Source organism: Sporomusaceae bacterium (genome assembly GCA_031460455.1).
Classification (GTDB): Bacteria; Bacillota; Negativicutes; order Sporomusales; family UBA7701; genus Anaeroselena.
Genome location: JAVKTQ010000001.1, coordinates 223,152 through 242,089, shown reverse-complemented (window position 1 = coordinate 242,089; position 18,938 = coordinate 223,152). Strand labels below are relative to the sequence as shown.

Annotated in this window: 21 protein-coding genes; 2 read left to right on the top strand and 19 right to left on the bottom strand. The window is 60.2% G+C overall.

The genetic code is table 11. From position 1 onward, the window contains the following. Positions 1-88 precede the first annotated feature (88 nt). From rplS to RIN56_01290, 9 genes are all read right to left on the bottom strand, one after another. On the bottom strand, positions 89-430 hold the full coding sequence (gene rplS, locus RIN56_01330) for a 50S ribosomal protein L19 (protein MDR7865422.1): 342 nt from the start codon (positions 428-430) through the stop codon (positions 89-91). Positions 431-529: 99 nt separating this feature from the next. After that, positions 530-1,120, bottom strand: a complete 591-nt coding sequence (locus RIN56_01325) for an RNA methyltransferase (protein ID MDR7865421.1) — start codon at positions 1,118-1,120, stop codon at positions 530-532. A 1-nt stretch (position 1,121) separates the two neighbouring features. Further along, the gene (gene trmD, locus RIN56_01320; GenBank protein MDR7865420.1) at positions 1,122-1,865 is read right to left on the bottom strand and encodes a tRNA (guanosine(37)-N1)-methyltransferase TrmD; all 744 of its coding nucleotides are present in this window, start codon (positions 1,863-1,865) and stop codon (positions 1,122-1,124) included. 1 nt (position 1,866) lies between these two features. Next, the gene (gene rimM / locus RIN56_01315; protein ID MDR7865419.1) at positions 1,867-2,370 is read right to left on the bottom strand and encodes a ribosome maturation factor RimM; all 504 of its coding nucleotides are present in this window, start codon (positions 2,368-2,370) and stop codon (positions 1,867-1,869) included. Between the two features lie 2 nt (positions 2,371-2,372). Continuing rightward, entirely contained in the window at positions 2,373-2,792 is a 420-nt protein-coding gene (locus tag RIN56_01310) for a YlqD family protein (GenBank protein ID MDR7865418.1), read from the bottom strand. Positions 2,793-2,796: 4 nt separating this feature from the next. Further along, the gene (locus RIN56_01305) at positions 2,797-3,024 is read right to left on the bottom strand and encodes a KH domain-containing protein (GenBank protein ID MDR7865417.1); all 228 of its coding nucleotides are present in this window, start codon (positions 3,022-3,024) and stop codon (positions 2,797-2,799) included. A 6-nt stretch (positions 3,025-3,030) separates the two neighbouring features. Continuing rightward, positions 3,031-3,312, bottom strand: a complete 282-nt coding sequence (rpsP, locus tag RIN56_01300) for a 30S ribosomal protein S16 (GenBank protein MDR7865416.1) — start codon at positions 3,310-3,312, stop codon at positions 3,031-3,033. 43 nt (positions 3,313-3,355) lie between these two features. Next, positions 3,356-4,702 (bottom strand): signal recognition particle protein, encoded by a 1,347-nt coding sequence (gene ffh, locus RIN56_01295; protein ID MDR7865415.1) that lies wholly within the window; start codon positions 4,700-4,702, stop codon positions 3,356-3,358. A 13-nt stretch (positions 4,703-4,715) separates the two neighbouring features. Beyond that, a complete protein-coding gene (locus tag RIN56_01290; protein ID MDR7865414.1) occupies positions 4,716-5,063 on the bottom strand; it encodes a YlxM family DNA-binding protein in 348 nt (115 codons plus the stop codon). 224 nt (positions 5,064-5,287) lie between these two features. On the opposite strand from RIN56_01290, the gene RIN56_01285 reads away from it, so the two are divergent. Together RIN56_01285 and fliB are read left to right on the top strand one after the other, a co-directional pair. Next, positions 5,288-6,418 (top strand): hypothetical protein, encoded by a 1,131-nt coding sequence (locus RIN56_01285; GenBank protein ID MDR7865413.1) that lies wholly within the window; start codon positions 5,288-5,290, stop codon positions 6,416-6,418. 186 nt (positions 6,419-6,604) lie between these two features. Beyond that, the gene (gene fliB, locus RIN56_01280) at positions 6,605-7,555 is read left to right on the top strand and encodes a flagellin lysine-N-methylase (GenBank protein MDR7865412.1); all 951 of its coding nucleotides are present in this window, start codon (positions 6,605-6,607) and stop codon (positions 7,553-7,555) included. Positions 7,556-7,786: 231 nt separating this feature from the next. On the opposite strand, the gene ftsY is transcribed toward fliB, so the two are convergent. The 10 genes from ftsY to fabD form a co-directional block, all read right to left on the bottom strand. Then, on the bottom strand, positions 7,787-8,704 hold the full coding sequence (ftsY, locus tag RIN56_01275) for a signal recognition particle-docking protein FtsY (GenBank protein MDR7865411.1): 918 nt from the start codon (positions 8,702-8,704) through the stop codon (positions 7,787-7,789). A gap of 6 nt (positions 8,705-8,710) precedes the next feature. Continuing rightward, positions 8,711-12,268 carry a chromosome segregation protein SMC gene (gene smc / locus RIN56_01270; protein ID MDR7865410.1) on the bottom strand — a complete coding sequence of 1,186 codons (3,558 nt, stop codon included), beginning with the start codon at positions 12,266-12,268 and terminating at the stop codon, positions 8,711-8,713. A 172-nt stretch (positions 12,269-12,440) separates the two neighbouring features. After that, a complete protein-coding gene (locus RIN56_01265; GenBank protein MDR7865409.1) occupies positions 12,441-12,701 on the bottom strand; it encodes a stage V sporulation protein S in 261 nt (86 codons plus the stop codon). A gap of 81 nt (positions 12,702-12,782) precedes the next feature. Further along, positions 12,783-13,835, bottom strand: a complete 1,053-nt coding sequence (locus RIN56_01260) for a radical SAM protein (protein ID MDR7865408.1) — start codon at positions 13,833-13,835, stop codon at positions 12,783-12,785. Positions 13,836-13,932: 97 nt separating this feature from the next. Then, positions 13,933-14,646, bottom strand: coding sequence for a ribonuclease III (gene rnc / locus RIN56_01255; GenBank protein MDR7865407.1), 714 nt, complete (start codon positions 14,644-14,646; stop codon positions 13,933-13,935). A 4-nt stretch (positions 14,647-14,650) separates the two neighbouring features. Further along, a complete protein-coding gene (fabF, locus tag RIN56_01250) occupies positions 14,651-15,892 on the bottom strand; it encodes a beta-ketoacyl-ACP synthase II (GenBank protein ID MDR7865406.1) in 1,242 nt (413 codons plus the stop codon). A 15-nt stretch (positions 15,893-15,907) separates the two neighbouring features. Then, positions 15,908-16,861 carry a nitronate monooxygenase gene (locus tag RIN56_01245; GenBank protein MDR7865405.1) on the bottom strand — a complete coding sequence of 318 codons (954 nt, stop codon included), beginning with the start codon at positions 16,859-16,861 and terminating at the stop codon, positions 15,908-15,910. A gap of 88 nt (positions 16,862-16,949) precedes the next feature. Beyond that, positions 16,950-17,186, bottom strand: coding sequence for an acyl carrier protein (locus tag RIN56_01240; GenBank protein MDR7865404.1), 237 nt, complete (start codon positions 17,184-17,186; stop codon positions 16,950-16,952). A 38-nt stretch (positions 17,187-17,224) separates the two neighbouring features. Continuing rightward, positions 17,225-17,968 carry a 3-oxoacyl-[acyl-carrier-protein] reductase gene (gene fabG / locus RIN56_01235; protein ID MDR7865403.1) on the bottom strand — a complete coding sequence of 248 codons (744 nt, stop codon included), beginning with the start codon at positions 17,966-17,968 and terminating at the stop codon, positions 17,225-17,227. A gap of 1 nt (position 17,969) precedes the next feature. Then, positions 17,970-18,914: an ACP S-malonyltransferase gene (gene fabD, locus RIN56_01230; GenBank protein ID MDR7865402.1), complete on the bottom strand. Its 945-nt coding sequence runs from the start codon at positions 18,912-18,914 to the stop codon at positions 17,970-17,972. Positions 18,915-18,938: the final 24 nt, after the last annotated feature.

Here is an 18,938-nt window from a genome sequence, read left to right as displayed (position 1 = left end):
ATTGGAAAACCTGGCTTTCGCCAAGTTTAGGGGTGTGGGCGGAAGCCAGGGGATGAAGAAAAAGGGACTGCTGCCAGTCCCATTTTCGCTAGCGTTTTTCCTTGATTCTGGCCGCTTTACCGGTCAGGTTGCGCAGGTAGTAGAGCTTGGCCCTGCGTACGACGCCGCGGCGCGCCACTTCGATTTTCTCGACGCGCGGCGAGTGGACGGGAAAGGTGCGTTCTACGCCGACGCCGTAAGAGATGCGGCGGACGGTGAAGGTTTCGCGGGCACCGCTGCCCTGACGCCTAATGACGGCGCCTTCGAAAACCTGAATACGCTCACGGGTGCCTTCCACGACTTTTACGTGGACGCGGACGGTGTCGCCGGGATTGAATACCGGGATGTCGCTGCGCATTTGTTCCTGTTCGAGTGCTTTGATAATGTCCAAGGGGGTTCCTCCTCATACTAGACGTTCATGCCGCAGCGGGCAGCGGACCGTCCGTTTTACACAGTGGATTATAACATATGTTTGCCGAATTGACAACAATTATTCCCTTTGGCCGCCGTTATCCCACCAGGCGGCGCCGAGCAGGCGGTCGAGGATGATGGCGACCGCGGCCCTGACGGGCAGATGGTTGTATTCGCCCCGGCCCCAGATGGGTTCGAGGATGTGGTCGAAGCTGGCCATCACTTGCTTGTCGATGCCCCAGCCGGTGCCGAAGAGCAGCAGGCACGGCCGGTCGTCATCCTGAAGTCGGGCGCGGAGGCCGACGTAGCTGACGGTGTTGGCGTAGCGGCGGGCGTCGGTGGTGACGATGACGGGGGGCCGCCCGGTTTCGGCGGTTATTGCCGCGACGGCTGCAGGGATGTCGGGGACGATGTCCAGCACCGACAGGGCTTCGCGCCGGTCGGGGTTGTATTCGCCGCCATAGCCGTCCCGCCAGTAGGCGAGGATGTCGCGCGCCAGGTCGGCCTGGCTGTCGTGGGGGTGGATGACGAAGTAGCGGGCGACATCGTAGGTCCGCGCGGTGCGGGCGATGTCGTGGATATCGAAGTTGGTGATGGCGGTGGCGACCGTTTCGCCGTTCTTGTTATATATGGGGTAATGGACGAGGCCAATGTATACGGGGGCGGCCATGTCAGCCTCCCTCCCGCTCGGCGAGGATTTCTTTCAGCAGGACGGCGTCCATGCCTTCGAGCTCGATTTCGTCCAAGAGGTCGGGCCGGACGGCCAGGGTCCGCCTGAGCGATTCCTTGCGGCGCCAGCGGGCGATTTTGGCGTGGTCGCCGGAGACAAGTATCTCGGGGACTTCCCAGCCTCTGAATTCGCGGGGCCGCGTGTATTGCGGGTATTCTAGGAGGCCGCCGGCGAAGGAGTCGTGCTCGGCGGCGTCGGACGCGCCGAGGACGCCGGGGATCATGCGGGCGACGGCATCGGCGATGACCATTGCCGGCAGTTCGCCGCCGGTGAGGACATAGTCGCCGATGGAGATTGCTTCGTCGACGAGATGCTCTTTGACCCGCTCGTCGACGCCTTCGTAGTGCCCGCAGACGAGGACGAGGTGGTCGTAGCCGGCGAGTTCGCGCACCTTGGTCTGGTCGAAGCGGCTGCCGCCCGGACAGAGCAGGATGACGCGCCGCCGCCCGCTGTCGTCGCCGGTGAGGCTTTCGACCGCCAGGAACAGCGGATCGGGCTTCATGACCATGCCCGAGCCGCCGCCGAAGGGGTAGTCGTCGACGATGCGATGCTTGTCGAAGGCGAAGTCGCGGGGGTTGGTGACGCCGATGGTCAGGTGGCCGGCGTCGCAGGCCCGTTTGATGATGCTGTGGCCGAGCGGGCCGGCGAACATCTCGGGGAAGAGCGAGACAATGTCGATGCGCATGTCAATCCCATTCTTCCTGCAATCTTACTGTCATCTTGCCGCCGGGGATGTCGATCTCTTTAACGACGTCCTTGATGGCGGGGATGAGGAGGGGTTTTTGGCCCTCCCGTTCGGTGATGTAGACGTCGTTGGCGCCGGTGGGCAGGACGTCGGTGACGGTGCCTAGGCTGACGCCGGCTTCGTCGAAGACGCTGAGGCCGATGATGTCGAAGATGTAATAGTGGCCTTCAGGCAGCTTGACAAGGTCGGCGCGGCCGACCATGAGCAGCTTGCCTTTTAGGGTTTGGGCGGCGTCGCGGTCGTCGATGCCGCGGAATTTTATGTGGATGTACTGGTTGTGGTATTTGACGCTCTCGATGTCGAGGGTACGGCCGTCCTCGAACTGGACTTTCTTCATCGACCGGAAGCGGTCGGGGAAATCGGTCAGCGGGACAACACGAACGTCACCCCGCACGCCGTGCGGGGCAACTGCCTTGCCTATTGCTATGAGTTTCGCGTCAGTCATGGCTAAGAGCGAAAAGCGATGATTTTGCCGTCTTCGAGCAAAATCTCGGCAGCCATTATTTCATGCAGGTTGTCGCCGACGCTGACCGTGATCGTTCTTTCCATGGTGCCCTGGACGATTTCCGCGCCGATTTCGAGGGCCGCCGTTTCCTTGAGCTTTTCGGTCATGTGGGTCTTGAATTCGACCCGCTTGGCCTTCTCGGCGTCGATCTGCTGGCGCAGCATGGTGAGTCCCTGGGCGTCAACCCTGGCCTGCTCGGTCAGGACGCGCTTGGCGTGGAATTCGATCTGTTGCAGCTCCATATCGGCTTTTTGGATGGCGTCCTGGATCTCGGCCGCCATCTGGCCCTTGAGCTGCTCGGTGACTTTGGCTTTGACGGACACCGGGCATTTCAAAGTCATGCTTTCCATTCTGTTCAGCACCTTTTCAGATGATTTCCACCATGACCCGCTGGTTGTCACGGGTGGCCGCGGCTTTGACGACGGTGCGCAGCGCTTTGGCGATGCGGCCCTGTTTGCCGATGACCTTGCCCATGTCTTCCGGCGCGACCCTGATCTCGTAGACGGTGACGCCTTTGTCGTCAGTGGCCGTGACGCTTACCTGACCGGGGTTTTTGACGAGGGATTTGGCGATAACTTCTATCAGTTCTTTCATTAGTTATCACGCCTCTTTCTTGGAGCGCTTGACTTCATCCCACTTTTTCATGATACCGGCCTGGCCGAAGAGATCTTTTACGGTATCGGTGGGTTGCGCGCCTTTCTGCAGCCACTCGATGGCCTTTTCCTCATCGATTTTGATGATGGCCGGCTCGGTGGTGGAGTCGTAGTGGCCGAGGGCTTCGATGAACCTGCCGTCCCGCGGGGAACGGGCGTCGGCGACGACTACGCGGTAGAAGGGGCTTTTCTTGGCACCCATACGTTTGAGTCGAATTTTGACCGCCATTTTACAATTCACCTCCTTTATAAAATAACCAATTAGCTGGGTTTTATCGCATGAAAGGCAGTTTGAAGCCGCCTTTTTTGCCGCTTTTCTGGTGCTGCTGGAGCTGCTTCATCATCTTGCGCGCGTCGGCGAACTGTTTTAGAAGTCGGTTGACGTCCTGGACGCGGGTGCCGCTGCCGGCAGCGATGCGCTTGCGGCGGCTGCCGTTGATGATGTTGGGGTCGCGGCGCTCTTTCTTTGTCATGGAGCGGATGATGGCTTCGACTTGTGTGAGCTGCTTTTCGTCGAATTCGGCGCCCTGCAGCTTTTTGGTGAGGCCGCCCATGCCGGGGATCATGCCGAGGATCTGGTCGATGGAGCCGAGTTTGCGGACCTGCTGGAGCTGATCGAGGAAGTCGTCGAGGGTGAATTCTTCTTTGCGGAGTTTTTTCTCCAGCGCCTGGGCCTTGTCGAAGTCGATGGCCTGCTCGGCTTTCTCGATGAAGCTGAGGACGTCGCCCATGCCGAGGATGCGTGAGGCCATGCGGTCGGGGTGGAAGGGCTCCAGGGCTTCGAGCTTCTCGCCCATGCCGGCGAACTTGATCGGGCAGCCGGTGACGGCTTTGACGGACAGGGCCGCGCCGCCGCGGGCGTCGCCGTCGAGTTTGGTGAGGATGACGCCGTCGAGGCCGAGGTCGTTGTTGAAGCTTTCGGCGACGGTGACGGCGTCCTGGCCGGTCATGGCGTCGACGACGAGGAGGATTTCGTGCGGCCGGACGGTCTGTTTGACGGCTTTGAGCTCGTCCATGAGCTCGGCGTTGATGTGGAGGCGGCCGGCGGTGTCGATGAGGACAATGTCGTTGGCGTAGGCCTGGGCGTGTTCGATGGCTTTCTTGGCGATGACGACGGGCTTTTCCTGGTCGCCGAGGGTGAAGACGGGTATTTCGAGCTTTTCGCCCAGCACTTCGAGCTGCTTGATGGCCGCCGGACGGTAGACGTCGGCCGCGACGAGCAGGGGGCGCTTGTTCTGCTTTTTGAGCAGGAGGGCGAGTTTGCCGGCAGTGGTGGTTTTACCTGCGCCCTGGAGGCCGACGAGCATGACGATGGTGGGCGGCTTGGGCGAGATGGCGATACGGCTCTGGGTGCCGCCCATAAGGGCGGTGAGCTCGTCGTTGACGATTTTGATGACCTGCTGGGCGGGGGTGAGGCTTTCGAGCACTTCGTGGCCGACGGCCCGTTCCTTGACTTTGGCGACGAAGTCTTTGACGACTTTGAAGTTGACGTCGGCCTCCAGGAGGGCCATGCGCACCTCGCGGAGGGCATCGCTGACGTCGGACTCGGACAGTTTGCCACGGCCCCTGAGCTTTTTGAATGTCTGCTGCAGTTTATCGGCCAAGCCTTCGAATACCATGAGGGGCCTCCTTTCAGCGGTCGGTCAGTTGGTGGAGAAGATCGAGAGCCTGCCGCGTCTCGGGCAGGCTGCGGGCTTCCGCCGGCAGGGCTTCGAGGCTGGCGCGCACCTGGGCGATGACGGCCAGGTCGCGGCGGTGGCGCTCGACGAGGCCGAGCTTTTCCTCGTATTCGGCGAGCAGCTGTTCGCCGCGGCGGAGAATGTCGTGGACGGCCTGGCGGGAGACCTGGAATTCCTCGGCGATCTCGGCGAGCGAGTCGTCGCCGAGGTAGTGCATTTCGATGCAGCGCTGCTGCTTGTCGGTAAGCAGCGCGCCGTAGAAGTCGTACAATTCGGCTATCCTGAGTACCTTATCGAGCATGTCGTTTAACCTCGCTGACAAGGTGAATACCTTTACACCTGATTAGTATAGAGGAAAATGCGGCGACTGTCAAGGGTTGAAGGTTGACAGGGAAAGACATATCAGCGCTAAAAATTTTTTGTGAAAGCTGGGTCTTTGGATGAGTTGCGTACTCTTTGCAAGGTCATATTGCAGGTTATGTCGGAAAAGTGTCGAAAAGGCTCATATCAAAGGGGGGCGATAGCATGACCTCATTTAAAGTATCTGCGGATATCGAAGCTATTGACCTGATTTTGGATGTTTTGGAACATAACCCTACAAAAAACTCCTCTAACGTAATCGAGACTATAAAGAGGGAGTTGCTACTACCTCACGATTCAATTATGGACTCACTATATGAGCATCCTTTCATTCTTACGAAATGTGCCTATGCGTTATCATTAGGACTTGGAAATAATATTGGAATAGAACGCAGAAAGCGGCTAGGAAAAATGTATGGGCAATATTTCAACATGAAGGGGCAGTTTATTCGGATTCGTAAGTTCCTTTCAAGCGGTGGTTATTATTACGGACGTACCGTTGAAACATCAAAAGGGATATATACGTTTTGGGGCTATGAGCCAATATTAATTACGAAGTCCAAAGAAACGCCTTTCCCAAATTGGTTCGTGCACATGACTCGTCAAGAGGTAAGAGTATTATCATCTTTAGCACTCTCAACTGAAATTGGAACATTAACATTTCAACCGTCCGATGAGTGTTACGATGTACCGTACGATTTAGTTATGAATAATGAGACAAGATTTTCTGAAAATGCATTGCGTCGCGCCCAAGCAGTTACGTGTATGCTAGCAAGACTAAGCGCTAAAGAGTTTTGGGGGTATAAAAACAGTTATCAGATTTCGGTTCCTTACGAGTTTTCGTCTACAGTCAATAAACCTGAAAAAATACATAATATATATAACTCTTTTAAAGAGTCAAATCGGTTAGTTGTAAGAACATGCTTCCTTTTATTAAAGGCACAGACTCTTTGGAATGACCCTAGGCGGATATACGGCGAAGACGCATGTGCAAATCTTTTTTTTGGTATTGAAGGATGCCTTAAATTGATTAGTAAAGATCGGGCCAAATTAAGGACTTTCGAAATAAAACCTGTTCTTGAGCACATCTATGAAGTATTTAAGCATGCCCCTGGCTATGTCTACATGTTGCAAGACGTTTACGAAAAACGCATACAAATTGTTCACCCTGAGTCTCGAACTGGAACATCTTGGGTTCCTGAACTCGATAGTGAAGATTTCTATGAAAACTATGAAATGGCAGTAGACCTAATTTATTATGCTATAACTGGAGAATTACTACCGAGACAACTATAAATTCACCCCCCTCTCCCCTACGGATCCAAAAACAATGAAATGCCGGGACCGTTCAGAAGGCCCCAGATGCTAGGCAGGGCGAGCATGCGCAGCGACGCGTACTTGGGCGTACGCTAGCAAGCACGCGCAGCCCTAACAACGCAGATGGAGCCTTATGGGCGGTCCCCAAGTACCAAGGAGAAGAGAATGTATATTTATCTTGATTTTGTGCCCCACTTCACCTGCGCCTGCTGCGGCACGTGCTGCCGCAACGACTGGCTGGTGACGGTGGACGAGGCTGGCTATAAACGCAACCGCGATTTTTTTGCGCGGACGGGCCGCGAGGTGGAATTTCAGGCGGCTTTTACGCCGCTGACGGGAAAGAGGGCCGCCGGGGAGTATGCGGCGATCGCCAAGCGGTTGGGCGGCGGCTGCTGGTTTTTGCGGGAGGACAACCTGTGTCTGCTTCACCGCGAGGCGGGGCACGAGCACCTGGACGGGGTGTGCCGCCTTTTTCCCCGTTACCCGATGCGGACGGCGCGGGGCGTGGAGGTGACGCTGAGCTTCAGTTGCCCGGAGGTGCTGCGGCTGGCGGAGAGGACGGAGCCGCTCAATGTGGTCCGCGCCGAGGAGCCGCCTATCCCGCTTGAAGCGGACGGCTACACGGCCGAGGTTTTCCCCGGCCAGCAGCCGCTCCATAGCGTGCTGGGGTATTATTTCGAGCTTGAGCATCATTTCATCGATATTATGCAGTGCCGCGGCCTGACTGTGGCGGCGCGGCTGGATTTCCTGGCGGCGACGGCGGCATCGCTGGCCTCCCTCCCCTCTTCCCCATCCGTTGGCCGGGAGGTCGACCGGCTGATCCGCGGAAACTACGACCGCCTGGATGCGGCGGAGGCCGCCGGAGTGGCGGCGCTCGCCCCGGCGGATATCCTGCTGGAGCATTTTTTCGTGAATCTGATTTTCAAGAAGGTGTTTTATCTCCACGGCTTGCCGGGGGCGACGCGGCTGCTCCAGGCTTTGTGGCATCGCCTCGCGACCGCCGGCGCGGGCGGCGAGACAGGCCGGCTCGACCGGGTGAAGGCGGCGGTGATGGCGGCAGAGCTGGAATACTGCCACAACCGCGCGGCGCTGCTGAAGATAGCCGCGGGCAGGTAAATTAAAATCTATTGCAAGTACCTAAATGCATATAATGCAAACAAAAAGCACCGGGATAAACCCGGTGCTTCGTTTATTCGTTTTCTCGTATTCTTGCGCCGTCGACCGTTCAGAAGTGCCCAGATGCAAGGCGCACCGGAGGATGACACCGGAAGCGTACACGGACGTACGCTGAGGATGGCAGCCGAGGAGCAACGCCGCAGATGGGCGCTTATGGGCGGTCGCCCTATATTATTTGGAGCCGAAGAGAGCGTCCGCGAAATCTGAGGCTACAAATGGCCTGAGGTCTTCCATTTTCTCGCCTACGCCGATCCATTTGACCGGCACGCCTAATTCGCTTTTGACGGCGACGATGACGCCGCCTTTGGCGGTGCCGTCGAGTTTGGTGAGGACGAGGCCGCTGATTTCGACGGCTTCTTTGAAGAGCCGCGCCTGGCTGAGGGCGTTCTGGCCGGTGGTGGCGTCGAGGACGAGGAGGACTTCGTGGGGAGCGCCGGGCAGTTCGCGAGCGATGACGCGGTGGACTTTTTTGAGTTCTTCCATGAGGTTGGATTTGGTGTGGAGGCGGCCGGCGGTGTCGACGATGAGGAGGTCGGCGTTCCTGGCTTTGGCGGCCTGGACGGCGTCGAAGGCGACGGCGGCGGGGTCGGAGCCTTCTTTGTGGCGGATGACTTCGGCGCCGATGCGGCCGCCCCAGATTTCGAGCTGTTCGCTGGCGGCGGCGCGGAAGGTGTCGCCGGCGGCGAGGAGGACGCGGCGGCCCTGTTCGCGGTAGTAGTGGCCGAGTTTGGCGATGGTGGTGGTTTTGCCGACGCCGTTGACGCCGACGACCATGACGACGGTGGGGCCGGTTTCGGCTTGGCGGGGGGCGCCCTCCCCTGCCGCGAGGATGGCGGCGATACGGGTTTTGAGGAAGGGGACGAGGTCGTCGGGGCTGTTTATCTGTTTGGCTTTGACGCCGGCTTTGATGTCGGCGATGAGGGCGGCGACGGTTTTGACGCCGACGTCGGCGGCGATGAGGACGGCTTCGAGGTCGTCGAGGAATTCGTCGTCGATGGTGGCGTAGCCGCTGACGAGCTGCTCGATTTTTTCGGTGAAGCCTTTACGGGTTTTGGTGAGGCCTTCTTTAAGGCGGTCGAAGAAGCCCATGGTGCGTTAACCTGCCTTGTCCATAAATTTGACGGAGATGAGTTTGGATACGCCCGATTCTTCCATGGTGACGCCGTGCATGACGTCGGCGGCTTCCATGGTGCCTTTGCGGTGGGTGACGACGATGAACTGGGTGCTGCGGGCGTAGTCCTGTAAAAATTCACTGAAGCGCTGGACGTTGGCTTCGTCGAGGGCGGCGTCGATTTCGTCGAGGACGCAAAAGGGCGTGGGCCGGTACGACAGGAAGGCGAACAGGAGGGCGATGACGGTGAGGGCCCGCTCGCCGCCGGAGAGGAGGGCGAGGTTTTGCTGCTTTTTGCCGGGCGGCTGGACGACGATTTCGATGCCGGTGCCGAGGATGTCGTTGGGGTCGGCGAGGATGAGCTGGGCTTTCCCGCCGCCGAAGAGGCGGACGAAGAGTTCGCCGAAGTGTTCGTTGATCTGGGCGAAGGCGGCTTTGAATTGTTTGGCCATGGTGGCGTCGATGTCTTTGAGGATGGTGAGGAGGTAGTCTTTGGCGGCGGTGAGGTCGTCGTACTGGGTGCGGAGGAAGGTGTAGCGTTCCTGAAGGCGGGCGTATTCTTCGATGGCCGCGGGGTTGATGGGCCCGAGGGCTTCGATGTCGAGGGCGAGTTCGTCGACGCGGGCGGCGAGGATTGCGGGGTCGTCGTCGCGGAAGACGGCCTGGGCCTGCTCGCGGTCGAGGCTGAAGTGGTCGCGGAGCTGCTCGGTGCAGCTGGCGACTTCGTAGCCGTGTTTGGCGGCGAGGAGGTCGAGTTCGTGGAGGCGGGCCTGGCTGGCGTTCTGGCGGCGGCGCAGGTCTTTGACTTCGCGTTCGAGTTTCTGCTGTTTGGCGAGGATGCCGAGCTTGTCTTTGAGAACGGTGTCGCGGGTTTTCTCCTGGGCGGCTTTGTCGGCGGCGAGGGTTTCTTTGGCTTGGACGACGCCGGCGAGGTCGGCTTCGGCGCGGGCGATCTCCTGCGCTATTCTTTCGATGTCGCCGCGCTGGGCGTCGATCTGGCGATTGATGCGGCTTTCGGCTTGTTTATATTGTTCGCAGTTTACGGCGATCGCATTTACTTCCTGCTCTAAGGCGGAGAGTTTTATTTTGCTGTCGGTGAGCGCGCCGGAAATGGTTTCGCGGTCGGCCTGGAGCTTTTTGAGGTCTTCCTGCCAGCCGGCGATGAGGCGTTTGTGCTCGTTGTCGCGTTCTTCCATGAGGGCGATGGCGGCGGCGACGTCGGCCATTTTGGCGGCGATGGCAGCGGCTTCGCCGCGGCTGGCGGCGAGCTCGCCATCGATGGTGACGAGGGCGAGGTCGAGACGTTTGATTTCCTGGCCGGTTTTTTCGGCGTGGACGGTGAGTTCGGCCTGGCGGACTTCGAGGGTGCGGCGGCGGCCGTGGGCGGCGGCGATTTTTTCGTCGAGGGCGGCGATGTCGGCCTGGAGCTGGGCTGTCTGGCGGCGACGGGCGACGAGGTCGGTTTCGCGGGCGGCCATGGTTTCTTTGAGGGCGGCGATTTCGCCGCTGCGGCCAAGGAAGCTGGCTTCGCGCCGGCCGACGCTGCCGCCGGTGATGCTGCCGCCGGGGTTTATGAGCTGGCCGTCGAGGGTGACGATTTTGACGCCGAAGGCGGCGCCGCGGGCGATGCGGAGGGCGGCGTCGATGTCGGCGGCGACGATGGTGCGGGCGAGGAGGTAGTCGATTATCGGCCTGAAGCGCGGCTCGCATTCGACGAGACCGGCGGCGAAGCCGACTGAGCCTTGGGCGTGGGCGGCCGCTGTTTCGGCGTCTCTGGGGCGGGCTGGCTTGATGGTGCTCAAAGGCAGGAAGGTGGCCCGGCCGAGGTTGTGGTTTTTGAGGTGCTCGACGGCGGCTTTAGCGGTGTCGTCGCTGGCGACGATGATGTGCTGGAGGGCGCCGCCGAGGGCGGTTTCGATGGCGACGATGTGGGGATCGCGGACGGTGATGATTTCGGCGACGGCGCCATGGACGCCCTGCCGCCAGGGGCGGTCGCTTTTGAGGACGCTTTTGGGGCCGCGGCCGAAGCCTTCGTATTCTTCCTGCATGTCGCTGAGGACTTTGAGGCGGGAGGCGAGTTGGCCGATTTCGCCGGTGAGGCGGGCTTCGGCGGCTTTGTTGTCGCTGAAGGCGGCGTCTTGCTGGCGTTTGCGGTCGGCGAGGCCGGCGACGGTGGTGTCGGTGGCGGCGAGGTCCTGGTCGAGGGCCTGTTTCTCCCACTGGACGCTGCCTAAGGACTGGGTGGTTTCCTGGAACTGGCCGGCGAAGCTTTCCCGTTCTTTTATGAGCTGCCCTTCGCGCAGTTTTTGGCTTTCCTGGTCGCGTTCGAGGGTGCGGAGGGCGTTTTTCTGGGTGACGAGCTCCTGGAGGTGGCCGAAGGTTTCGTCTTTGGCGGCGTTGATTTTGCTCTGGGCGGCGTCGATGGCGGCGGCGGCCTGCTGAAGGGCCTGGTCCTGGCCGGCGAGGGCGGCGCGGAGTTCTTCGGCCTGGGCGTTTTTGCCGGTGTGGCTGGCCTGCCATTCCTGGAGGCGGGCGCGGGTTTCCTCTTTTTCGGTTTCGAGGCGGCTAATGTCCTGGATGACGCGGTCGCGGCTTTTCTGCTCCTGGCCGATGCGTTCGTTGAGGACGGCGGTTTTGCCGTCGAGGCGTTCGAGCTCGGTGGCGGTCTGGGCGAGGGCGCTTTCGGCGTCGCGCAGGCTTTCGTCGAGGGCGGCGAGGTTGTCGATGTATTTTTCTTTGTCGGTTTCGGCGACAGACAGCCTGGTGCCAACGGCGATGTCTTCGTCGGTGAGGGCGGCTTGTTCGAGGGTGACGGATTCAAGGTTTTTTTCGGCCTGGGTGAGTCTGTGGAGGAGCAGGGTGACCTGGCAGGCGGTCTGCTCGGCGGCGAGTTCGTTGTAACGGGCGGTGCGCTCGGCGCTTTCGGCCATGGGGCCGAGCTGGGTTTCGATTTCGGCGGTGATGTCGAGGACGCGGGTGAGGTTTTGCTCGGTGTCCTCGAGCTTGCGCAGGGCTTCTTTTTTGCGGTTCTTGTATTTGACGATGCCGGCGGCTTCCTCAAAGAGCAGGCGCCGTTCTTCGGGCTTGCTGTTGAGGACTTCGTCGATTTTGTTCTGGCTGATGACGGTCATGGATTCACGGCTGAGGCCGGCTTCGAGGAGGAGGTCGTGGATGTCTTTGAGGCGGCAGGGGGCTTTGTTGATGAAGTATTCGCCGTCGCCGGAGCGGAAGACGCGCCGGGTGATGGTGACTTCGTTGAATTCGAGCGGCAGGAGGCCGTCGGCGTTGTCGAAGACGAGTGATACTTCGGCGACCCCCAGCGGCCGCCGTTTGGCGCTGCCGGAGAATATGACATCCTCCATTTTGTTGCCGCGGAGGTTGCGGATGTTCTGTTCGCCGAGGACCCAGCGGACGGCGTCGGAGATGTTGCTTTTGCCGCTGCCGTTGGGGCCTACGATGGCGGTGATGCCGGTCTTGAATTCCATTTCGGTTTTCTCGGCGAATGATTTGAAGCCATAGGCTTCAAGTTTACGGAGCAACAAGCCCAAAACCACCCTTACTACTAGATGTAGTATCTATACCAAGTTTTTACCACGTCTTATTGTATATACGACATATTATCGAAAAACCCTGTTCTGCGCCGGGCGATATGCGGCGTCCGCAAAATAAAAAGAGGCTCATCGTGACGATGAACCTCTTAGACATCCTTTCCGCTCAACGCGGCTCGACGATGAACCGGATTGCGGTGCGCTCTTCGCCGTCGATGGAGATTTCGGTGAAGGCGGGAATTGTGATGAGGTCGATGCCGTTGGGCGCGACAAAGCCGCGAGCGATGGCAACAGCCTTGATGGCTTGGTTGACCGCTCCCGCCCCTACTGCCTGCACTTCGGCCGTGCCTCTCTCTCTGAGAACGGCAGCGAGGGCGCCTGCTACTGATTTGGGGTTCGACTGCGCGGAAACTTTGAGTACTTCCATGCTATAACCTCCTTGCGGTTGGAGCTTCGTTGGGTATAACCTATTCGCCATGTTTCCTAAAAATTCCTTCTTTGGTATTTTTTAAGTGCTAAATATCATCGCTTTATTTAGTATATATGTCAGATTGCGTTGTACGACGGCGATTTCGCCGCGCCGCGGCCAGTCGGGGACGAGCCGGCAGCCGGCTAGGCGATAGGTTTTTGCCCAGCCGAGGAGGTTGGCGTTGTTGATGCCCCGCACTGCCGAGGCGTCGCGGGGGTGGTGGCGGATGAGGATGGCGTCCGGCCGGGGGCGGCCGGTTTGCTCCAGGAGGCCGGCGATGAGGATTTTGAAGAGGTAGGCTTCGACCATGGCGCCGAAGGCGGGGTGGTACGGGCCGGCGAGGACGGCGCCGCCGCTGAGTTCGGCACTGGCCTGGAGACCTACTCTGATGGCGGGGATGCCGTTATTTTCGCAGGTGTTTTTGATGTAGGCGGCGCGGGCGACGGCGGCTTCGAGCGCGAGCGGCCGGTAGACGCCGGCGGCGGCCAGGGCGGCAAGTTCGGTGCCGGCGAGGACGACGGCGGGGTAGATGCGGATGAAGTCGGGGGCGAGCGCGAGGGTACGGATGGTGGTGGCGATGAGGCTGGGCCAGTCTTCGCCGGGGAGGCCGGGCATGAGCTGAAGGCCGCATTTGAGGCCGGCGGCCCTGAGGGCGGCGGCGGCGGCGGCGGTGTGGGCGGCGGTGTGGCCGCGGGCGGCGGCGGCGAGGACGGCGTCGTCGAGGGATTGGGCGCCGAGTTCGACGGTGCCGACGCCGTGGGCGATCAGGCGGTCGAGGGTTTGGCGGTCGATGGCGTCGGGGCGGGTGGAAAGGCGGATGGCGCTTATTTCGCCGCGGTCGAGGGCGGCTTTGGCGGGGGCGAGGAGCTCGGTCTGGCGGGCGGCGGGCAGGCAGGTGAAGGAGCCGCCGTAGAAGGCGATTTCCCAGGCGCCGTCAGGGCGCGGGGCGGCAAGGCACTCGCGGATGAGGGCGGCTACTTCCGCCCCGCCGGGCGGCCGGGCTACGCCGGTGATGGTGCGCTGGTCGCAGAAGACGCACCGGTGGGGGCAGCCGTGATGGGGGATGAAGACGGGGATGATGCGGTGTTTCATTGTTTCACATCCTGAAGAATATGCGCTTGGTGCGGTTGAAGGCAAAAAGGATGTTTAAAAGTCCCCGGTGGAGCTTTTAAACATCCTTCTGACGGTTTTAGTCGGTGGCGCCCAGTTGTTCGACCGCCCGGCCGGCGGCGCTTTGTTCGGCTTCTTTTTTGCTCCTGCCGGTGCCGGTGCCGAGACGGACGTCATTGACGCTGACGGCGACTGTGAAGGTTTTGCTGTGGTCGGGTCCGCTTTCGCCGATGACTTCGTAGCTGATTCTGGTGTCGCCGTTCTTCTGGGCGATTTCCTGGAGGATGGTTTTGTGGTCGCGCCCGAAGTCGCCGCCGGCCAGGGCGTCGAGTTCGCCGGCGAGCAGGGTGAGTACGCAGTCACTGGCGGCGGCGAAGCCGCGGTCGAGGTATACGGCGCCGACGATTGCTTCGAAGGCGTCGGCAAGGATGGAGTCGCGTTCTCTGCCACCCGAGGCTGCTTCCCCCCTGCCGAGGAGGAGGTGGCGGCCGATGCCGAGTTCTTTGGCCCTTCTGGCAAGGGTGGGCTCGCAGACGACGGCGGCCCGCGCTTTTGTGAGCTCGCCTTCGGGGAGGTCGGCAAAGCGGCGGTAGAGGTGTTCGCTGATGACGAGGTCGAGGACGGCGTCGCCGAGGAATTCCAGCCGCTGGTTATGGGCGAGGCTGCCTGTTTTGCGTTCGTTGGCGTAGGAGGTGTGGATGAGAGCCTGCTTCAAGAGGTCCGGGTCGGCGAAGGTCTGGCCGAGTTTATGGCCGAGGTCGTCCAGTGTGCCGCTCTCCTGCCGGCTGTCCATGATATTAGCCGACGTACTTTTTGACGAGGATGGTGGCGTTGTGGCCGCCGAAGCCGAAGGAGTTGGAGATGGCGACGTTGACGACCTGTTTGCGGGCTTTGTTGGGGACGTAGTCGAGGTCGAGTTCGGGGTCGGGGTTGTCGTAGTTGACGGTGGGGTGGATGATGTCGTTCGCTACGGTGAGGGCGCAGGCGATGCATTCGATGCCGCCGGCGGCGCCGAGGAGGTGGCCGGTCATGGATTTGGTGGAGCTGACGGCGAGTTTTTTGGCGTGGTCGCCGAAGAGCGATTTTATGGCGAGGGTTTCGTTTTTGTCGTTGAGGGGGGTCGAGGTGCCGTGGGCGTTGACGTAGTCGACGTCCTCGGGTTTGAGGCCGGCGTCGGCGATGGCTTTGGCCATGACTTTGGCCTGCTGGGCGCCTTCGGGGGCCGGGGCGGTGATGTGGTAGGCGTCGGCGTTGGTGCCGTAGCCGGCGAGTTCGGCGTAGATTTTGGCGCCGCGTGCTTTGGCGTGGTCGAGGTCTTCGAGGATTACGACGCCGCAGCCTTCGCCCATGATGAAGCCGTCACGGCCGCTTTCGAAGGGCCGGGAGGCTTTTTCGGGTTCGTCGTTGCGGGTGGACATGGCTTTCATGGAGCTGAATCCGGCCATGGCGGCCGGCGAGATGGTGGCTTCGGTGCCGCCGCAGACCATGATGTCGGCGTCGCCGCGCTGGATGATTTTGAAGGCTTCGCCGATGGAGTTGGTGCCGGTGGCGCAGGCGGTGACGACACACAGGCAGGGGCCCTGGAGCCCGTAGGTGATCGAGGTGAGGCCGGAGGCCATGTTGGCGATCATCATCGGGACGAAGAAGGGGCTGACGCGGTTGGGCCCTTTATCGAAGAGGACTTTGTACTGGTCGTGCAGGGTTTCCATGCCGCCGATGCCGGTGCCGATAATGGTGCCGGCGCGGTCGCGGTCAATTGCGGTGAGGTCGAGTTTGGCGTGGTCGAGGGCCATCCGGGTGCAGGCGATGGCGAATTGGGTGAAGCGGTCCATACGGCGGGCTTCTTTTTTGTCCATATAGCTGCCCGGATCGAAGCCTTTGACTTCGCCGGCGATCTGGGTGGCGTATTCGCTGGCGTCGAACTGGGTGACTTTCGATATCCCCGATTTGCCGGCCAGAAGGGCGCTCCAGAATTCATCGAGGTTGTTGCCGACCGGCGATACCGTTCCCATACCGGTTATTACGACTCGCTTTTTCACGGGTTTCACCTCACGTTAGTCATTAGTATCTTCGGCTTCTTTGAGAAGGCGGGCGAATATTTCTTTGACAGGCAGAATGGCGTCTATTTTATGAATGTACTCGCCGGTAAATACCAGACCTGTTTCCGTATCACCTTGCTGGGCCCTGATAAGGGCTTTGATGATGCAGAAGTTGCGTTCGCAGTGTTTGAGGCATGCGTCGCAGGAGTCTGGAACGGCGACTGTACCTTCAAGTATTTTCTCGGCATAGGGGTTTTTTACGGCCCGCCCGGGCAGACCGACCGGACTTTTGATGAGGACGACGTCTTCCGGTTTGGCTTTGAGGTAGAATTCCTTAAGGGCGGGGGCGGCGTTGGATTCTTCGCTGGCCATGAAGCGGGTGCCCATCTGCACGCCGTTTGCGCCGAGCTTGAGCGCTTCGACGATGTCGCTGCCGTGGATGATGCCACCGGCGGCGATGACGGGTATTTTGACGGCGGCCCTGACTTCGGGGACGATTTCTTTCATGGAACGGTCGGTGCCGAGGTGCCCGCCGGCTTCTTTGCCTTCTACGACGACGGCCGAGGCGCCGAGCGATTCGGATATTTTGGCCAGTTTGGCGCTGGAGACGATCGGGACGATGGGTGTGCCGGTTTCTTTGCCGATACCGAACATGTCACGGGAAAAGCCGGCGCCGGCGACGACGACGTCGATGCCTTCTTCGATGGCTGTGCGGACAAGGTCGGGAAATACCCTCGCTGCGACCATGGCGTTGATGCCGATGAGTCCTTTGGGGGTGAGCGACCGGGCGAGACGGATTTCGTAGCGCAGTTCGTCCAGTGTCATGCCGGATGCTGCGATGAGGCCGATGCCGCCCGCTTCGCCTACGGCGGCCGCCAGCCGGGCTGTGGATATCCTGATGGCCATGCCGCCTTGGATGATGGGCACGCGCGCAACCAGGTTCCCTATCCTTAGTTCAGGAAGTTTCAAGAAACAACTCCTCCATTCGCCGGACAATTACCCTCAAGAAAGTCCCGCGAAACATATTCCACGGGACTTTCTTCTTTTAGGTAATTTTTTAACCCTGCTTTTCCTTGTCTATGTACTCCACAGCGTCTCTAACCGTCTTGATTTTTTCGGCGGCTTCGTCGGGAATCTCGATGTTGAATTCCTCTTCAAAGGCCATGATCAGCTCGACGATATCGAGCGAATCCGCACCCAGGTCGTCGATAAAGGTGGAATCCATAGTAACGTCGGCTTCGTCTACGCCGAGTTGTTCGACAACGATTTCTTTTACTTTGTCAAAAGTCGTCATATTGTTCACCTCCTTCCGGAACATCCTGGGTAGTCAGGTTACATTACCATGCCGCCGTCAACGTTTATTGTTTGGCCGGTAATATAGTTTGCCGCTTCGGATGCCAAAAATAACACGGCGTCCGCGACATCTTCCGGCTTACCCAGGCGACTGAGCGGTATCTTCTGGGCAAGGTCGGCTTTGGCCTGCTCGGGGATGGCTGCCGACATGTCGGTGGTTATGTATCCGGGGGCGACGGCGTTGACGGTTATGCCTCTGGCGGCGAGTTCTTTGGCCGCCGATTTGGTGAAGCCGATGACGCCGGCCTTGGCGGCGGCGTAGTTGGTCTGGCCGGCGTTGCCCATGATGCCGACGACCGAGGTCAGGTTGATGATTCTGCCGGCGCGTTGTTTGATCATGGTTTTGGCGACGGCTTTTGTGCAGTTGAACACGCCTTTGAGGTTGGTGTTCATGACGGCGTCCCAGTCGTCTTCTTTCATGAAGACGAGGAGGTTGTCGCGGGTGATGCCGGCGTTGTTGACGAGGATGTCGATGCGCCCGAAGGCGGCGGTGGCTGCTTTGACGAGTTCGCCGGCAGCCTGGGGGTCGGCCACGTCGGCCTGGAAGAGGATGGCGTCGCCGCCGGCTTGTTTGATGTCGTCGACCGTTTTTTCGGCGGCGGCGAGGTTGCCGGCGTAGTTAACGACTACTTTTGCGCCTTCCTGAGCGAGCCTGAGGGCGGTGGCCCGTCCTATGCCTCTGGAAGCGCCGGTTACAATTGCCACTTTCCCATCTAAAAGCATTTTAGCGAACCTCCTTGAAATAATCAAGGGTTTTTTGCAGGGATGCGTCATCTTCGACATTCAAGGTGACGGCGTCCTTGGCAATCTTCTTGGTAAAACCGGTAAGTACCTTGCCTGGACCGACTTCGACGAATATGGCGGAACCGAAGGCGGCGATGGCGGCAACGCAGTCTTCCCACAGGACGGGGCTGGCCGCCTGGCGGACGAGCGAGGCTTTGATGGCGTCGCTTTTTGTGACTATGCGGCCGTCGACGTTGGCGACGACGGGGATGGCGGCGTCGGCGACGGTTATTTTGTCGAGTTCGGCGGCGAGTTTTTCGGCGGCCGGTTTCATGAGGGTGCTGTGGAAGGGGGCGCTGACCGGCAGTGGAATGACCCGTTTGGCGCCGGCCTGTTTGAGGGCTTCGCCGGCTGCGTCGACGGCAGCGGCGGCGCCGGCGATGACTACCTGGCCGGGGCAGTTGAAGTTGACGGCCTGGACGGGGCCGGTCTGCTGTTCGGTTTTTTGGCAGATGGCGATGATTTCGTGGCGCTCTAGGCCGAGGACGGCGGCCATGCTTCCTTCGCCCAGGGGTACGGCTTCCTGCATGAATTGGCCGCGTTTGCGGACGAGGCGGACGGCGTCGGGAAAGCTGAGGGCGCCGGCGGCGACGAGGGCCGAGTATTCGCCGAGGCTGTGGCCGGCGACGATGGCCGGGGCGAGGCCTTTTTCGGCGAGGACACGGTGGCAGGCGACGCTGACGGTGAGGATGGCTGGCTGGGTGTTGAAGGTTTTGCGCAGTTCTTCTTCGGGGCCGCCGAAGCAGAGGTCGGTGATGGAGAAGCCGAGGGCGGCGTCGGCTTCCGCGAAGGTGGCGCGGGCCACGGGGTATAGGTCGTGGAGGTCTTTGCCCATGCCTACGGTCTGGGAGCCTTGGCCGGGAAAGACAAAGGCCGTTTTCGTCATTGTTTGTGTCCCCCTTTGCCGGTG

Coding starts and splice junctions, on each gene's coding strand:
- rpsP (MDR7865416.1), bottom strand. CDS start 3,312: ATGGCGGTCAAAATTCGACTCAAACGTATGGGTGCCAAGAAAAGCCCC.
- trmD (MDR7865420.1), bottom strand. CDS start 1,865: ATGCGCATCGACATTGTCTCGCTCTTCCCCGAGATGTTCGCCGGCCCG.
- RIN56_01290 (MDR7865414.1), bottom strand. CDS start 5,063: ATGCTCGATAAGGTACTCAGGATAGCCGAATTGTACGACTTCTACGGC.
- RIN56_01305 (MDR7865417.1), bottom strand. CDS start 3,024: ATGAAAGAACTGATAGAAGTTATCGCCAAATCCCTCGTCAAAAACCCC.
- rimM (MDR7865419.1), bottom strand. CDS start 2,370: ATGACTGACGCGAAACTCATAGCAATAGGCAAGGCAGTTGCCCCGCAC.
- ftsY (MDR7865411.1), bottom strand. CDS start 8,704: ATGGGCTTCTTCGACCGCCTTAAAGAAGGCCTCACCAAAACCCGTAAA.
- RIN56_01265 (MDR7865409.1), bottom strand. CDS start 12,701: ATGGAAGTACTCAAAGTTTCCGCGCAGTCGAACCCCAAATCAGTAGCA.
- fabD (MDR7865402.1), bottom strand. CDS start 18,914: ATGACGAAAACGGCCTTTGTCTTTCCCGGCCAAGGCTCCCAGACCGTA.
- fliB (MDR7865412.1), top strand. CDS start 6,605: ATGTATATTTATCTTGATTTTGTGCCCCACTTCACCTGCGCCTGCTGC.
- rnc (MDR7865407.1), bottom strand. CDS start 14,646: ATGGACAGCCGGCAGGAGAGCGGCACACTGGACGACCTCGGCCATAAA.
- ffh (MDR7865415.1), bottom strand. CDS start 4,702: ATGGTATTCGAAGGCTTGGCCGATAAACTGCAGCAGACATTCAAAAAG.
- RIN56_01240 (MDR7865404.1), bottom strand. CDS start 17,186: ATGACGACTTTTGACAAAGTAAAAGAAATCGTTGTCGAACAACTCGGC.
- RIN56_01285 (MDR7865413.1), top strand. CDS start 5,288: ATGACCTCATTTAAAGTATCTGCGGATATCGAAGCTATTGACCTGATT.
- fabG (MDR7865403.1), bottom strand. CDS start 17,968: ATGCTTTTAGATGGGAAAGTGGCAATTGTAACCGGCGCTTCCAGAGGC.
- RIN56_01325 (MDR7865421.1), bottom strand. CDS start 1,120: ATGGCCGCCCCCGTATACATTGGCCTCGTCCATTACCCCATATATAAC.
- RIN56_01260 (MDR7865408.1), bottom strand. CDS start 13,835: ATGAAACACCGCATCATCCCCGTCTTCATCCCCCATCACGGCTGCCCC.